This is a genomic window from Sphaerochaeta pleomorpha str. Grapes (genome assembly GCF_000236685.1).
GTDB classification, from domain to species: domain Bacteria; phylum Spirochaetota; class Spirochaetia; order Sphaerochaetales; family Sphaerochaetaceae; genus Sphaerochaeta; species Sphaerochaeta pleomorpha.
The window spans coordinates 488309-501852 of record NC_016633.1; the positions used below are offsets into that span (position 1 = coordinate 488309).

At 45.3% G+C, this 13544-nt stretch carries 14 protein-coding genes, 2 tRNA genes and 1 pseudogene; 3 read left to right on the forward strand and 14 right to left on the reverse strand.

Features of this window, described 5'->3' with window-relative positions; translation table 11 throughout:
* Window positions 1-15: 15 nt before the first annotated feature.
* From rpoD to SPIGRAPES_RS02220, 5 genes and pseudogenes are all read right to left on the reverse strand, one after another.
* The gene (rpoD, locus tag SPIGRAPES_RS02205) at window positions 16-2073 is read right to left on the reverse strand and encodes an RNA polymerase sigma factor RpoD (protein ID WP_014269151.1); all 2058 of its coding nucleotides are present in this window, start codon (window positions 2071-2073) and stop codon (window positions 16-18) included.
* Between the two features lie 20 nt (window positions 2074-2093).
* Window positions 2094-3890 carry a DNA primase gene (dnaG, locus tag SPIGRAPES_RS02210; RefSeq protein ID WP_014269152.1) on the reverse strand — a complete coding sequence of 599 codons (1797 nt, stop codon included), beginning with the start codon at window positions 3888-3890 and terminating at the stop codon, window positions 2094-2096.
* A gap of 8 nt (window positions 3891-3898) precedes the next feature.
* Window positions 3899-4033, reverse strand: a complete 135-nt coding sequence (locus tag SPIGRAPES_RS17555; protein WP_425358216.1) for a hypothetical protein — start codon at window positions 4031-4033, stop codon at window positions 3899-3901.
* Window positions 4034-4051: 18 nt separating this feature from the next.
* A pseudogene (locus SPIGRAPES_RS17295) lies at window positions 4052-4354 on the reverse strand (YkgJ family cysteine cluster protein); the annotation flags it as partial.
* 46 nt (window positions 4355-4400) lie between these two features.
* Window positions 4401-4482 (reverse strand) — tRNA-Tyr (locus SPIGRAPES_RS02220).
* 263 nt (window positions 4483-4745) lie between these two features.
* Between SPIGRAPES_RS02220 and SPIGRAPES_RS02225 the strand changes: the two genes are divergently transcribed.
* Window positions 4746-4817, forward strand: a tRNA-Thr gene (locus tag SPIGRAPES_RS02225).
* A 5-nt stretch (window positions 4818-4822) separates the two neighbouring features.
* On the opposite strand, the gene aroH is transcribed toward SPIGRAPES_RS02225, so the two are convergent.
* The 3 genes from aroH to SPIGRAPES_RS02240 are packed head-to-tail and all read right to left on the reverse strand — an operon-like array spanning window position 4823 to window position 6192.
* A complete protein-coding gene (gene aroH / locus SPIGRAPES_RS02230; RefSeq protein WP_014269154.1) occupies window positions 4823-5191 on the reverse strand; it encodes a chorismate mutase in 369 nt (122 codons plus the stop codon).
* Between the two features lie 13 nt (window positions 5192-5204).
* Window positions 5205-5546, reverse strand: coding sequence for a hypothetical protein (locus tag SPIGRAPES_RS02235; RefSeq protein WP_014269155.1), 342 nt, complete (start codon window positions 5544-5546; stop codon window positions 5205-5207).
* A gap of 4 nt (window positions 5547-5550) precedes the next feature.
* Window positions 5551-6192, reverse strand: a complete 642-nt coding sequence (locus SPIGRAPES_RS02240; protein WP_014269156.1) for a thiamine diphosphokinase — start codon at window positions 6190-6192, stop codon at window positions 5551-5553.
* Window positions 6193-6269: 77 nt separating this feature from the next.
* Here SPIGRAPES_RS02240 and SPIGRAPES_RS02245 point away from each other — a divergent pair, with 77 nt between their 5' ends.
* Complete coding sequence (locus SPIGRAPES_RS02245) at window positions 6270-7589, forward strand: DUF1015 domain-containing protein (RefSeq protein WP_014269157.1); 1320 nt, start codon at window positions 6270-6272, stop codon at window positions 7587-7589.
* Here SPIGRAPES_RS02245 and SPIGRAPES_RS02250 read toward each other — a convergent pair whose 3' ends face one another.
* Both SPIGRAPES_RS02250 and SPIGRAPES_RS02255 read right to left on the reverse strand, forming a co-directional pair.
* A complete protein-coding gene (locus SPIGRAPES_RS02250) occupies window positions 7590-8168 on the reverse strand; it encodes an L-threonylcarbamoyladenylate synthase (protein WP_014269158.1) in 579 nt (192 codons plus the stop codon).
* A complete protein-coding gene (locus SPIGRAPES_RS02255) occupies window positions 8155-8604 on the reverse strand; it encodes a septum formation initiator family protein (protein ID WP_014269159.1) in 450 nt (149 codons plus the stop codon). Before SPIGRAPES_RS02255 ends, SPIGRAPES_RS02250 begins: the two co-directional genes overlap by 14 nt.
* A 75-nt stretch (window positions 8605-8679) precedes the next feature.
* On the opposite strand from SPIGRAPES_RS02255, the gene SPIGRAPES_RS02260 reads away from it, so the two are divergent.
* Complete coding sequence (locus SPIGRAPES_RS02260) at window positions 8680-9558, forward strand: hypothetical protein (RefSeq protein ID WP_014269160.1); 879 nt, start codon at window positions 8680-8682, stop codon at window positions 9556-9558.
* On the opposite strand, the gene SPIGRAPES_RS02265 is transcribed toward SPIGRAPES_RS02260, so the two are convergent.
* Genes SPIGRAPES_RS02265 through SPIGRAPES_RS02280 form a run of 4 tightly spaced genes read right to left on the reverse strand, consistent with a single transcriptional unit; the run spans window position 9555 to window position 13540 of the window.
* Entirely contained in the window at window positions 9555-10478 is a 924-nt protein-coding gene (locus tag SPIGRAPES_RS02265) for a ribonuclease Z (protein ID WP_014269161.1), read from the reverse strand. The genes SPIGRAPES_RS02260 and SPIGRAPES_RS02265 overlap by 4 nt on opposite strands.
* 26 nt (window positions 10479-10504) lie before the next feature.
* Window positions 10505-11689 carry an ABC transporter permease gene (locus SPIGRAPES_RS02270; protein WP_014269162.1) on the reverse strand — a complete coding sequence of 395 codons (1185 nt, stop codon included), beginning with the start codon at window positions 11687-11689 and terminating at the stop codon, window positions 10505-10507.
* The gene (locus tag SPIGRAPES_RS02275; RefSeq protein WP_014269163.1) at window positions 11686-12384 is read right to left on the reverse strand and encodes an ABC transporter ATP-binding protein; all 699 of its coding nucleotides are present in this window, start codon (window positions 12382-12384) and stop codon (window positions 11686-11688) included. The genes SPIGRAPES_RS02270 and SPIGRAPES_RS02275 overlap by 4 nt, the downstream gene beginning before the upstream one ends.
* Window positions 12368-13540: an ABC transporter permease gene (locus tag SPIGRAPES_RS02280; protein ID WP_041384385.1), complete on the reverse strand. Its 1173-nt coding sequence runs from the start codon at window positions 13538-13540 to the stop codon at window positions 12368-12370. Before SPIGRAPES_RS02280 ends, SPIGRAPES_RS02275 begins: the two co-directional genes overlap by 17 nt.
* Window positions 13541-13544: the final 4 nt, after the last annotated feature.

Consider the following 13544-nt stretch of genomic DNA (forward strand, 5'->3'; position numbering starts at 1 on the left):
CTCTCCTGGTATATGTCAAATGAAATCCTTCAATTTCCTACTTCGCTTGGGATGCCTCAGCCTTCTAAGGGCTTTGGCTTCGATCTGTCTGATACGTTCCCTCGTTACTTCAAAATACAACCCGACTTCTTCAAGTGTCAATGAGTATCCGTCTTCAAGGCCAAATCTCATCTTCAAAACTTCCTGTTCACGAGCTGGAAGTGTCGCAAGAACATCTTTCAGCTGTTCCTGAAGCAGGGAATATGCCGTCTGGGTCGCAGGATTCTCAACTTCCTTGTCTTCAATGAAGTCAGACAAGAGAGAATCCTCTTCCTCGCCAACAGGGGTTTCCAGGCTGATCGGTTCACGGGCAACATTCTTGACTGCCTTTACCTTACTTTCGGTCCAGCCCAGTTTTTCTGCCACTTCCTCGTCAGTAGGTTCCCTTCCCAGCGATTGCATCAGCATCCTGGACTCCCGCACAACCTTGTTGATCTGCTCGATCATATGAACCGGCACACGGATTGTCCTTGCCTGGTCACTGATAGAGCGGGTAATTGCCTGCCTGATCCACCAAGTTGCATACGTTGAGAATTTAAAACCCTTGCGGTACTCAAACTTCTCTACAGCCTTGATAAGACCGATATTCCCTTCCTGGACCAAATCAAAGAAATGCAATCCGCGGTTGGTATATTTTTTAGCAATGGAGACAACAAGCCTGAGGTTCGCCCTTATAAGGCGGTCCTTCGCATCCTTCATCATTTTCTGACCGAATTTGATTTTAGTGGAATGCGTCAGGATGTTCTCGGCCTGTTCTTCAAACTGATACTCAATATTCTTCAGATTCTTATCAGTCAATTGCAATTCACGGATAAGATCCTTGATTGTATCGCTGGTAAGATGCAGTTCTTCCTCTATCTTTGAACATCTGCTCTGGGTTGCAAGGTCACGACCAAGCTGGCGTAATTCTTTCGCAGAGGAAATATGGAGCTTGTTTTCCAGTTGTTGCTTCTTTTCCTTGTACGAACGAATCTTGTTCTCCGCATTGATGAAATCCATTGTAAACGTAGTGATTTCTTCTGGTTGAAGCTCAACTTTTGCCAGTTTTTTCAAAAGCATGGAACGGGTTTTCCCGAGGACTTCATCGTGGAATACATCTTCCCCACTGCTGATCATCTGCTCTTTCTTGGCAATATAGTTTTTCAGGGGACCCTGCAAATCTTTGAGCTGTTCTTTATAATATTGGCTATAACGTTTCTGGTTGGTTACCAGTTCCTTATAATCCTTGGCATTGTATTCTTCTTCCTGACCTTCGATCTTGGTATTGAGTGTTTTGATAATCTCATAGAAAAGCGTAATCATAATACCGCTTTCCTGGATGACTTCCTTGATAATCAAGGCCCCGTCTTCCATTTTTTTACTCAGCTCAACTTCCTGTTCAGCTGTGAGCAGGTTCTCTTTACCAATCTCACGGAGATACAGACGGATCGGGTCATCCCCGGAGGCATCACTCTTATCGGTTCCAAGAATAGTGTTATGGCGGACATGCTCTATCTCGCCATCGTGGTCATCGAGGCTTGAAATATCAATATAATGGTCACTACCGCCGACAGAGTCGTCGTCAGTACCCATACTGCTCCAATCGTTCTTGATTGTGCCGGCAGACTCATCGTCGTCCAAGGATGCATCATCACTATCTTCATCTTCTTGGTCCTCGTCTGAGGCATCCTTCGTCAAGGAAGAGGAATCCTTCACATTAGCAGTGGAAAAATCATCAAGCAAGGCATCGACAGGGATATCGTCGTCCAAGGCCCCTTCCAGCAAGTCGGGGTCTTCTGGTTCGTCCTCGATATCACCTTCAATTTCATCCTGGCTTGGACCATCGCTGAAAATACTCCCAGGAATAGGTTCGTTATTTTCTGTAACCTGGATTTCCAACTCACTAAGTGTCTGCATTATTTCATCCATCGCTTCATCACTTTCTTTCTCAGAACCTAGTGCCTTTCGAATGTCCTCTTTGGAGACGTGTCCAGTCTCGGCTGAGCGCGCTACCATGTCCTTGACGATGGTCTGTGAAATGTTTTCATCAAGCATCTGTATCTATCCTACCCTGTTTAATTATCCTGTCCGAGCACTTGCTTCAAAAGAGAAATCTTTGCATCGATTTCCGTTTTCTCACGAAGCAATTCCTCGATCCCTTCTTCTGCAGTTCCATCACTGAGACTTATATCAAGCAACCGTTTGCTACTCGCTCTCTTTTTTTCATAATTCCTGAGTTGAATCCGATTCACTGCCTCATTGAGCACTTTCTGGGGTGCTAATCTAAACTCTTCCATGGTAAAGGAAGTAGCGACATCACTTCTGAGCTGTGGATCATCAATCATCTGCAGGATGTATTCATCGTTTTTCCCGACATCCTCTCGAGCGGCATCCTCTAACACATCGTAAAGTGCTTCGGCCTCCTGGTCTTCAAGATCCTCTATTGCCAGCTTGTACCTAAACTGTACGTACAGGCTCCTATTGTTGACAAGGGTCAACATTGCATACAAATCGACGGAAATCGAAGCAGGATTAAGCGGCTTAACATGATCTCCTTTGACCGGAACCTGGGGTTCGGCGGTTCTCGTGTGCCCACGTGAATAATCGTCAATAATCGAGGATTCGTCAACCTTCAGCAAGAGCGAAAGATGTTTGATGAGGTCTTCCTTCTCGATTGCAGACTCCGTTGCATCCAAATATGGCCTAACTTTCGAAAAAACCAGTGATTTTCCTCTGGACGTCGTTATATCATACTGATTTATTGCATTGTTTACAAGATAATCAAAGCCCTGTATCGGATGTTGTAGGTCTGAGCGTAGAGATTCCTCGCCTTGTTTCTCAACCAATTCCGATGCATCCTTGGCCAAAGAGAGCTTGAGAACCGTGTTTGCTATACCATGGCTCTGTGCAATCGTCAGGGCCTTTACCGTAGCGCTCTGCCCTGCAGCATCACTGTCAAAGAGCGTTGTCACCGAAGTGCAGTAACGCCTCAGCAGTTTCGCCTGCTCATTGGTAAAGGAAGTCCCCAGGGGTGCCATGGCATTTGTCAGACCGCTCTGATGGAGGGCCACCACGTCGAAATTCCCTTCGCAGAGAATTGCAGACTGGCTTTTTTTAATAGTATCGAGAGATTCGTAGAGGCCGAACAAGTTGTTCTTCTTGCTATAGATCGGAGTCTCTGGCGTATTGATATATTTCGCCTTGCTTGTGCCAGAAAGATCACGTGCCCCGAAGGCGACGGTCTTCCCCTGCCAGGTACGGATAGGGAACATGAGGCGGTCTCTAAATAAGGGATATTTTGCTGTATTCTGGCTGAAGAGACCACTTTGGCTGAGCAATTCATCACTATAATGCTGCTTTACCAAAAAGCTATACAACCAATTGGCATTGTCCGGAGCATAGCCAAGGTTGAATTTTTCCCACATCTCGGGTTTTACGTTCCTTGCTTCCAGGTAGTCCCTACCCTTTTTCCCCATTTTTGAATTGGTAAGGATAAAATGGAAGGAACCTGCAATTTTGTCATACAAATCGTACAAGGTCTCATTGAGATCGCGTTTCTTCCTATCTTCCGGGTTTTCATCGGCAAGCTCGACATTCGCTTTTTTTGCAAGCATTTTCACCGCTTCAACGAAAGGGACCTTTTCCATCTCCATAACGAAGTCGAACATGGATCCACCTTTCTTGCAACTGAAGCAATAATAGAACCCTTGGTCATCAACGACAGAAAATGAAGCTGTCTTTTCCTGGTGGAAAGGACATAAACCCCAAAGCCTCCCCCCCCTGCTGGAAAGGGTGACATAATCGGAGACTACTTCGCTGATAGGAATCTTTGCCTTGATTTGATCAAGGACAGAATCTGATATCTTTGCCATCGGTTACCTTATACTATCGTAATAGGTACTTCATCAGATTCTACAGAAAGGAATTTTTCAATTTCCGCTTTACTGTATTTTTTACCCTTGCCGATACCAGGACAGGATAGCCCTTCTTTTTCCCAAGAATCCTTGTTTTCCACTACGCTTCTCCAGAACGGATACGTTCGACATTGATGCGGCCTACCTTCATAGACCGAACAACCCTTCTTCGTAAGAAAGATGCAATCGAAATTATCTTTTTCTTTCAGGCTAATCATTGAAAACGTACCAAAGGATATTATACGACAGTACAGATCAATAAACCGTTCACGCTGCAAACCTACACATGCGCATAATCTGTCCAAATCTTCTTTCGAAAGGAAAACATAACCAGGTTCACAACTACAGCAGTAGTTACAACCGGTACATTCGAATTGCAGACCCTTTTCGTAGAAGCAACTCATCGATACCCCTTTTTTCATACAAGGACGGAAAAAAGGCCTTCCTCTGAGAAGAAGGCCTTCATTTTGGAGAGAGAAGGATTCGAACCTTCGAAGGTGTAACCAACAGATTTACAGTCTGCCCCCTTTGGCCGCTCGGGAACCTCTCCATTGCCAAAGACAAACGTACAGTACAAAGAATCAGGAATTTTGTCAACCATGAAATTGAAAAAACGTAAATTCCGCTTTCATTTGCTATATTTCAATCGACCTGAAGCAAGGAATCCTCACTGATCAACATCCACGCCTATATAGTCTATAGCTTATATCCAAATTGGCAAGGGTCTCGCCACAAGCAAAAATCATGAAACCTAAAATTCTTACCCTATTGACAGAGCAAAGGCTAGCGCGTATATTGCATTTGTTATTTTTTGCCGACTTAGCTCAGCGGTAGAGCACGTGACTTGTAATCTCGGGGTCGTCAGTTCAATTCTGACAGTCGGCTATCAATCAAATCGTAAGGTCGGGGCGGAGTTTCTCTGCCCCTTCTGTGTATACAGGCACCACTTTTTCCATTTCCCTGTTTGCAACCAGCATGATCCTGATTACCCTTTCGAGCATGCCGTCGATTTCCAGCTCCTGCATGCAAAATAACGGGGTCGTAGCACAGAACCCCCCGCTTCTTAACCCTGCAGCCGGATTTCTGCTTTTCAAATCCCCTGTCTGGGTCATGAGCAAAAAAGCGATATCACGTTCCAGCAGGCCATTTGCTTCCAGTACTTGTGAAAACAATTTGCATATTGCATGGTCGATAGCCTCTTTTGTATCCTCCTGGACACAGATGGCACCACGAATGGCATGTATCATTGGATTGTTCATGGGGTGTGGCTCCTTAGCTGATAACAAAACCGTTGGTTATCAAATTTTCGATGATAGCAGTAATAACACTGAGCAGAAACACAATAGCCATCCTTATGCAGGTAAGCAGGACCGGGGAAAACGGAAAAACACTGTCAGTAACCCATACAATACAGGAAAAGACAATAATCCAGAACCCAAACAGGAGGTTTGTCCACCCAGTCAGATCCAAGGCAAATTGTAAAAGACTGATAAATTCTTTTTGAACAAGAAAATAACTACAGGTAATGTATACAAGGAAGAAAAAAAGATACAAAAGCAATGTATACGTATGTACCCTGCTGGAAAATGCCAGCAACCTTCGAGTTTGTAACATAGCCTTATGGTATCATCTTTGCTCTGCCACCGGCAACAGGAAAAGAGACGAAGATACTTCCTCCCCTTACCTTTACATCCAAAAAAGTGGAAGTTGTACAATTTGAAAGGGAAATCGTAGCAAAGGAAAGCGGATAATCCAAAAGAGGCCATTTCAGCTGCAGGGCATCGACAACAGCAGAGCCACTCAGGCTGGCAGGGAAAAAACTGACGGTCATATCTTTTTCCGGGGTATCGAATCTTCTTGCATCAGAGACAAGGAAGCAGGTTTCATAGGCAGTATACCATGCTGAGGGAGGCCCAAACCTGTCAAACAAGGAATAGGTTGCAAGCAGATGGTCGAGCCGCCTGCCACCCCCTCCGACTAGAACATAGGTATCCCCTGCCATCTCGATACCCCGCTCAATCGCCAGGAAGGTGTCGCTTTCATCTTTTTCCGTACTATGTTGCTCGAACCTGATCTCCTTGATTTCCTTCAGATACCTGGTGGAATCGAAATCACCGATAGCAAGGTCTACGGTAAACCCCAGCTTTTTCGCAGCATCGAAGCCGCTGTCCGCTGCAATAACAATATCTCCGTTCTCATAAAGGTTTTTTGGTAAAGATTTTGGAGATTTTGCCCCAGTAAATATAATTGACTTACTCATTTTTAATCACTTTTCCTTGCCGATTTTGCAATATTATTATAGAATATTGACACATTCACAAATAAAGAGGATATAGCATGTCCAATTCTGACGAACGCTTCAAAACACTGGCCCTCAAGAAGGCCGATATCATGGTACCCAAAAAGGGAACAGACCTTAGCAAATGGGCTGTTGTAGCCTGTGACCAGTATACTTCAGAACCTGAATATTGGGAACGGGCCAGTTCTTTCGTAGGCGAAGATCCTTCCACACTGCGCCTGATTTTTCCGGAATGTTACCTTGAAGAGGCAAACCCCGAGAAACGAATCGACCAGATCAATGCCCACATGGCCAAATATATCGAGGAAAATCTCTTTGACACCTACAAAGATTCCTTTTTCCTCGTTCACCGTACCACGGGAGCAAAGAACCAAGGTCGGTGGGGTCTTTTAGTTACCCTTGACCTTGAGCAATATAACTATGCAAAGGATTCCCGCTCCCTGATCAGGGCAACCGAGGGAACCATCCTCTCCAGGATTCCCCCAAGAAAGGAAATCCGTAAAAATGCACCGCTCGAACTGCCTCATATCATGGTGCTTATCAGCGATGACAAGCGCTCGGTGATCGAACCACTGGCACAGAAACGGGAAAGTTTGAAAATGGCCTACGACACCGACCTCATGGAAGGTGGCGGACATCTTTCGGCCTGGGTGGTTGACAGCGAGAAGGATTTTTCAGCAATAGCCGATGCACTAGAGGAAATGAAGGCAAACCTCGATGTAAAGAACCCCCTGCTCTATGCGATGGGTGATGGGAATCATAGCCTTGCAACAGCAAAAAGTTGCTGGGAAGACATCAAGAAAAACCTAAGCGATGCAGAGAAAGAGAATCATCCCGCACGCTTTGCCCTCGTTGAGCTGGAAAACATCTATGACAGCGGGCTTGAATTCGAACCCATCCACCGGGTTCTGTTCGGACTCTCCTTCGATACGTTCAAAACAGAAATCGAAAAGTGTGCACGGTCCTACACTGTTGAGGCAGTCAAAGACCTGGCAACCCTCCATGTCTTGGTAAATGCAAAATCAGATACCCAGAAGTTCGGGTTCTGCAATGCAGACGGCTTCTATCTCTTCTCATTGACAGATCCGGCAGCAAGTATTGCCGCAGGTACGTTACAAGTAGTGATCGACAATCTCCTCTCAGAGGGCAAGGCGACCGTAGACTATATCCACGGCGAGAAAGTGGTTGCCAGCCTCGGAAGAAAAGAGGGGAATTGTGGCCTCATCCTTCCCGATGTTGCCAAGGAAACTTTCTTTGATTCGATTATCAAAGACAATGCACTGCCAAGAAAAACCTTTTCCATGGGAGAAGCCCACGAGAAAAGGTTTTACATGGAAGCCAGAAAGATTCAGAAATAATTATTTGAGAAGGTTACTGGCGTCGTAGGAGCCCATCCGGACCAAAGCATACGGGTGCACCGTGCAATCTATCAAGGTAGAGGGTACGGTGCCTTGTTTTTCAGAACCTACCACAAAAGCAGGGACCCTATCTTTGAAGGCAAAGATAATATCGGTGATATTGGTTATCGTCTGATAGCCTGATTCGTTTACGCTCGTCGAATAGATTGGTTTGCCGAGCTTGGTAAGTACCTGTTGCAGAAATGCATCGGCAGGGACCCGAATAGCAGTCTTGCCACCTTGTTTATCCCAAAGGATTGCTGTCAGGGAACAAGGCCAGACAGATTCAATATCCTCTGGTACCGTGCAAAGTTCCTTCGCTTGCTCAAGGGTAGCAAGAAGTAAAAAGGGCTTTGTCTCTGCCCTATATTTGATGTTTCTCAGTGCTTCTTCAGCTGGACCTACCTTGGCGCACAAACCATAAATAGTATCACAGGGAAGAACGAGAACCTTATCTTCTTGTAAAAGTGCAACCACTTTATCAACTGTTCCCGTAACTTGCCTGTAGAGTACCTGCGCCTCTTCGCTATTGCTCATCATTGATCTGTTTTCTCCTGTTAGCCGCAAAAACAAAGAATACTGTAAACAAGAGGGAAAATGCTAGTGCTATAATAAAGATCCAAAAGACAGAAAACCCCAAAAAGGTTCTCTGCTTTTGTTCTGACCGGTAAGGAGAAGCTTTGCCCTCTGTTTGCCCTGCCCCTTCATCCGAAAAATAATAGACTTGTTCACCCTCGCTCTGATAGCCAAGCTTGAATGCGGCATCCTTCAGCCCCTCTCCCGATTGCAATTCCGATTCCTGCCGCTTGAGCGATTCAACCTGCAGATTGATTACTTCGTTTTTATAGCGAATAGCTTCAAGCTCTTGTTTGAGGGAAAGATTTCTGAAAAACCCTTGCTTACCAAGGATTCCCAGTAAAATAAAAAATGAAATACCCAAACTAAGGGTGAATATTATCGCTATTTTTCTTGTCATGTTTTTCGTCAACCTATATACTTAGAATGCTACCACTATTGTAACATATATGAAAAGTTAAAAGGGGAGGTTAAAATGTTGGAAAACAAACATTATGGTCGTCAAATAATCCTAAGTCTATTTGTTACCGTTTTTCTTCTTGTCGGCTTTCTATACCTCTCTATCAGATTCTTTATCCCTATGTATAAAATCAACCAAGAACAGATATATGATGTCCTTATCAGGATGTTCCCGATTCTTATTGGGTTGGTAATGATTGAACTTGGTGTTCTCATCGCTAGGAAAAGAGATGAGGATTATGTTGATGAAGTTGACAAGCTCCCTCCCAATGCATATGACAAACCGTTATACACATTGCCAGGCGATGATCCCTCTCATTTGCACAGTGATGAGATGACATATGGCCACACTTTGGTGAAACCAGAACCTTCGGATATGGATTTCGACGTAGTCCACTCAGGGACAATCGATCCCATAGTACCTGCCAAAGAAGAGATCACCAACATTTCGGGTATTGCCCCGGTCGGTCCTATTGCAGGAGCTCCCGTGGTAGTCGCAAAGCCAGAGTTTGCTTCGTATGATACCGGCTTTGCCTCGATTCTTTCGCTTGAGCTGCAGAACGCGATTTCCATGGATTATGACCTTACGTTAATCCTGGTCGATATTCAGAACGGTCCGAAAGTACCGATCAGTGACAAGTTGATAGATCAGAGTGGTGAATTGGCATATTGTTACCTGCTCGACAACAACCTCATTGCCATGGTCCTTCCGTTTTACAATAGCGACGAAGCCAAAGACTTTATGCTTACTATGGTACAGGAATGCAATGACACCTTTGAAGGCTGTTCATTGGAAATCGGTTTCGCCTCGCGCAACAATAGAATCATTGACAGCGATTATCTCTACCATGAAGCAGAGGAAGCCCTCTTACTGAAGACAGAGACCGCTGATTAATCCTTTAGCGGAATTTCAAAACACATTCTATCCCTGGTGAGGACTGTTTCCTCAAAGACAGTCCGTGCGTCTTTAGCTAGATACTTCAGTTCTTTGTCGCTATAGCGGGGACTGTAATGGATTAAGCCAAGCTTCTTAACCTTTGCATCCCTTGCAATCATTGCCGCCTGAACAGAAGTCATATGCTTCTTTTCCTTAGCTGTTTCCTCAAGATCGCCTGTAAACATGCCTTCGCAAAGCAAAAGGTCACTATCCTTTACATACTGGGATATCTCAGAAGAATACAGGGAATCGGTAACATAACTGAATTTTCTCCCTGTCCTTGCAGACCCCATAACCTGACCGGGAGTAATCTGTGTCCCATCAGACAGGGTAACAGCCTTTCCTTTCTGTAACATTCCCCACATCGGTCCCATAGGGACGCCAAGCTGCAGGGCAAGGTCTGGATGGAATTCGCCGGGCCTGTCCTTCTCCTGCATCACATAGCCCATGCAAGGTTTTGTATGATCAAGACGGAAGGCAGATACGGTAAATTCAGGAAGGTCCAACACAACCCCTTCCTGAACAGTCTCTACAATAATTTCATAGTTGATGTACATATCGAGAATCTTTCTATTGGAGTCGATATATTCTTTGAGCCTTGGAGGACCATAAATAGTCAGCGGATCATCCCTGTCCACCTGGCTGGAAAGCATCAGGATTCCAGGTAAACCTGTGACATGGTCTGCATGCATATGGCTGATAAAAATGGAATGGATTTTCTTCCACTTAAGATTAAGCATCTTCAGCGATACTTGGGTTCCTTCCCCGCAGTCAAAAAGAAACAACTCTCCGTCTCTCCGAACCATGGCACTGGTCAGAAACCTATTGGGAAGCGGCATCATTCCGCTTGTTCCTAAAGCAAATACTTCAAAATTCATGGAAGCAGTATATAGGAAAACAGAAGTTAGTCAAAGTGTGTACAGCTTAACAGTTCAATCTTATGGATCCTTCTCAGGCTCCAAAGAATGGAAATGGCGCTGACAAACGTAAGGACCAAAAGGATGAGGGAAATCTCTTGTATCGGAACATACATCGTAAAATCCAACAGATAGTAGGATAGAGCCGGAATCGAGCGCTTTGCGAGAAATGCCAGGGCAATTTTCAGATTGCGTCCCAAAATAATACCTAACAGGGTCCCGCAAAGGGTGGAAAACAAGGTTACAGCCATGACCGTCGAGAAATATACCCGCCTTATGATTCTGTCGGTAGTCCCCATCAATTTGAGCAGGGCTATCTTATGTTTGTCATCTTCTACCATTTCATTCGAGACTTCGCTTATGAAGTACCCACAAAGAATTGCAACTACAATCAAAACCCCGAGGATAGCCTCTTTGCTCGTATTCAGGTTGCTGGCAACTGAATAGTTCTCCTCATCCCAGGAGGTCACCGAAAGGCCTTCAGCCTGGAGCGCTACCTTGGTTGTTTCTATCTCTTTCTCATCGACCAGCAATTCAAAATACGTATCGGTATTATCAGAAAACAATTTCTCGATCAACTCATAGTCACAGAATATCAGGTTCTCGTCCAACTCCCGGTACCCCGAGTCATAGAGGGTATCGACAATGCAAAGCTGCGGACGCAAAGTGTTCTTGGCCCCGCTGTTTACCATCATAAGGGCAATACGGTCACCTAGGTTTACCGAGAGAAGCTTGGCAAGGCTTTTGCTTATGGTGACCCGCGGCAAAGACGAAGATGATTCCACGGTATCTGATTTGGAAAAACTCAGTTGCTTGAGCCTGTATTGATTGAAATATGTAGGCCCTACCCCTTTTACCCGTATCATACGATTCCCAGTAGCACTATAGACCAATGCCACGGTCTGGGAAACGTTCTGTATATCATAGATAGCGGGCAAAGCAGGAATCTTGGTATCTTCGTTTTCATGTATTTGCAGATGACCGTTGCCGAGCAATGCATATTTATCTGCTATCCCATTGCTCATCGAAACTACAAACAGCTGGGCAAGGACAAGCATCGAAACAACAAGGGTAATGAGCAAAATATTGAAAAGTATACGTTTCTTTGCTGCCTTCGTCCCCCTGATACCCAGTTTGCGACTTGAAAGCAACCATACTAGCTGTCTTTTCAATGGGAAACCTCCACATGGCGGTCATGCAGATGGTACACATGGTCGCATCGCGAGGCAAACAACGTGTCATGGGTAATAAGTAAGAGTGCTACCTTCTGGATATCGACCAACGAAAGCAGCATACTCTCGATGAGTGCGGCATTCCGTTCATCAAGTGAGCCCGTCGGTTCATCGGCAAAAACCACCAACGGATTATTCACCAGGGCCCTTGCGATCGCAACCCTTTGCCGCTCGCCTCCCGAAAGCTGATCACTTTTATGGTCGAGCCGGTCACCCAACCCAACCAGTTCGAGCAATTCAACGGCTTTCTGCCTTGCTTCCTGTTCACCTGAACCAGCAATCATTGCCGGTATTTGGACATTTTCCAAAGCAGAGAAATCATCAAGCAGCAAGCTGTTCTGGAAAATGAACCCCATTTGACTGCTCCTTATGGCGCTCATTGCAGTATCGTTGAGTTTTTGTATGTCTTTCCCGTCAAAGAGGACCGTCCCTGAGTCATACGCCAGCAAGCCGGCGCTGATCTGCAGAAGTGTACTTTTCCCTGAACCGCTTTTCCCGATTATGGCGACACTGGTGGCCTTCTCTATGGTCAAATCAACAGCATCAAGAATAAGGAGAGGCTCCCCTCCCCTCGCTGTCGCAGGAAAGCTTTTCTTGATATTTTTCAAGGTTAAAATTTCATTGGACTTCTTCATGAATAAACATCTCCATAATATCCACCTTCAGGATGCGTCTGGTCCCAAAGTAGGCTGCAAGCATACTGAAAGAAAGAATGGTAACAACAAGGATACATAATCTAAGAGGACGGATTGTCAGGACAAGGGACTGGGCCAGGCTGCTATTCAGCAACACAGAGACAGAAGGATATATCCAGACGCCCAGGTAGGAAAGAAATATGCCAAGGGCCAGTCCGACAAAGGCAACGTAGAAAGCCTGCAGAATAAAGATTCGTTGCAGCTGACGTAGGCGAAACCCCATGGAGCGGAGCATTGCAATTTCCCTCTGCTTCGCCAAAAGCAGTCTTTTTGAACTATTGCGTATATGCAGGACAATTACGACTATCATAATGAACAAGAGCAATTCCATCATGCTCTGCTCGAGCTCCATCGCCCCATAGAGAGAAGCATTTGCTTCCTTCCAGGTAATTGGCTCAAGGGTATTGTCAATTTCCCCGATTGCTTTCTTTACATCTGCAAGGTCGGCATCTGAATATAAACCTAGAAAAAGGGAAGCCTCACTGTTGAGGGAATAGAGGGTGTCGAGATCTGTCAAAAACGTAGAGTCATCAAACTCATACAGAGAAGTATAAAACAAGGCACCGACTGTAAGGTCCCTCTGAACAGGGACGACTGTAGCCTGTTTGCCCTTTTTCAATAACGTAACGGTTACGTTCTCACCCAAACCTATATCGGCAGAATGGATATAGGATGAGGAAATCATTCCGCTTTGGAACAGGGTACCACGGAAAACCCTAATATTCTTTGCGAACTTCCCTTCGCTTTGTAGCGCCCGTAGCCTTCCAGCAATAGTTTTCCCATTCTTGGAGGCAACGAGTACAGGGATATCCGAAAAGAGGAAAGCAGCGTCGACAGAATCCAAGGCACCCAGTTTCATGGCAAGCTCTTCCCCTTGTTCCAAGGAATTACTGGCAAGGGGAATCTGTATATCAAAGGACTCATACATTCTGATATCCTCGAATTGATTGGATTGCAAAGCCTGCATGAATGCAAGTACCAAATTAATCGAAAACAGACAGATAGCTAGACCAAGGGCAATTCGTATACTGGTATTCCTGTGGCGGTTTTGCCTGGAAAAGGCGTAGCGGCGTGCTATCAGGTAGGTTGGTCTCATACTT

Bases quoted from the DNA above. Each gene is read 5' to 3' on its own strand.
- rpoD (WP_014269151.1), bottom strand. From the start codon at position 2,073: ATGCTTGATGAAAACATTTCACAGACCATCGTCAAGGACATGGTAGCG.
- dnaG (WP_014269152.1), bottom strand. From the start codon at position 3,890: ATGGCAAAGATATCAGATTCTGTCCTTGATCAAATCAAGGCAAAGATT.
- aroH (WP_014269154.1), bottom strand. From the start codon at position 5,191: ATGAACAATCCAATGATACATGCCATTCGTGGTGCCATCTGTGTCCAG.
- SPIGRAPES_RS02235 (WP_014269155.1), bottom strand. From the start codon at position 5,546: ATGTTACAAACTCGAAGGTTGCTGGCATTTTCCAGCAGGGTACATACG.
- SPIGRAPES_RS02240 (WP_014269156.1), bottom strand. From the start codon at position 6,192: ATGAGTAAGTCAATTATATTTACTGGGGCAAAATCTCCAAAATCTTTA.
- SPIGRAPES_RS02245 (WP_014269157.1), top strand. From the start codon at position 6,270: ATGTCCAATTCTGACGAACGCTTCAAAACACTGGCCCTCAAGAAGGCC.
- SPIGRAPES_RS02250 (WP_014269158.1), bottom strand. From the start codon at position 8,168: ATGATGAGCAATAGCGAAGAGGCGCAGGTACTCTACAGGCAAGTTACG.
- SPIGRAPES_RS02255 (WP_014269159.1), bottom strand. From the start codon at position 8,604: ATGACAAGAAAAATAGCGATAATATTCACCCTTAGTTTGGGTATTTCA.
- SPIGRAPES_RS02260 (WP_014269160.1), top strand. From the start codon at position 8,680: ATGTTGGAAAACAAACATTATGGTCGTCAAATAATCCTAAGTCTATTT.
- SPIGRAPES_RS02265 (WP_014269161.1), bottom strand. From the start codon at position 10,478: ATGAATTTTGAAGTATTTGCTTTAGGAACAAGCGGAATGATGCCGCTT.
- SPIGRAPES_RS02275 (WP_014269163.1), bottom strand. From the start codon at position 12,384: ATGAAGAAGTCCAATGAAATTTTAACCTTGAAAAATATCAAGAAAAGC.
- SPIGRAPES_RS02280 (WP_041384385.1), bottom strand. From the start codon at position 13,540: ATGAGACCAACCTACCTGATAGCACGCCGCTACGCCTTTTCCAGGCAA.